The organism is Aeromonas finlandensis (assembly GCF_000764645.1).
GTDB classification, from domain to species: Bacteria; Pseudomonadota; Gammaproteobacteria; order Enterobacterales; family Aeromonadaceae; genus Aeromonas; species Aeromonas finlandensis.
In genome coordinates this window covers 1-608 of the sequence record NZ_JRGK01000345.1, presented here as the reverse complement: position 1 = coordinate 608, position 608 = coordinate 1, and the positions used below count along the sequence as shown (strand labels likewise).

The following is a 608-nucleotide window of genomic DNA, read 5'->3' as shown; positions in this document are numbered from 1 at the left end:
GCACATTGCTTGCTTTTGGGCCGTCATCCTCGAAGCGGAACACACCATTGGCACCCAGGTCCACAGATGCACTGGCCCGGTCGCCATCGGCGTCGGTCACGGTCTGCACCAATGTCAGCACGCCCTGACCCACGCTCAGCGCCACGCTGTCATCCGCACTGGTGGTGTTGCCATGCCAGACGTTGTCCAGCAGGGCCAGCGTCACTTCCCCGGTGGTCGGGTTGATGGTCAGAGTAAAGTAGTCCACCCCACCGGCGCTGCCGGTGATGACGTTGCCCACCTGATTGAGCTCAATGGCCGCACCCTTGCCGTTGGCGGCCAGCGGGTCGACCGCATACAGGCCGCTCGCCACGTTGCTGCCGGTCAGCGCCAGGCTATAACCGATGCTACCCGCCCCATCCGCCCCGAAGACCGGTGCGAACTGGGCCTGCACATTGGCCGCGCTCAGGCTGACACTGGCCACCCCGTCGCTGCCCACACCACCCAGACTTGCCAAACTCTCGTCCACAGTTGCACCAAGACGCGGTGCTTCCACCGCCAGCCCGGCACGCGGACCGTCATCCTCGAAGCGGAACACACCATTGGCCCCGAGGTCCACAGACGCACTG

Annotated in this window: 1 protein-coding gene; it reads right to left on the bottom strand. The window is 65.1% G+C overall.

The annotated features are described in order from the left end of the window. Positions 1-608 (bottom strand): DUF5801 repeats-in-toxin domain-containing protein (locus tag LD28_RS0120565; RefSeq protein WP_033138762.1); only part of this gene is annotated, 608 nt, incomplete at both ends.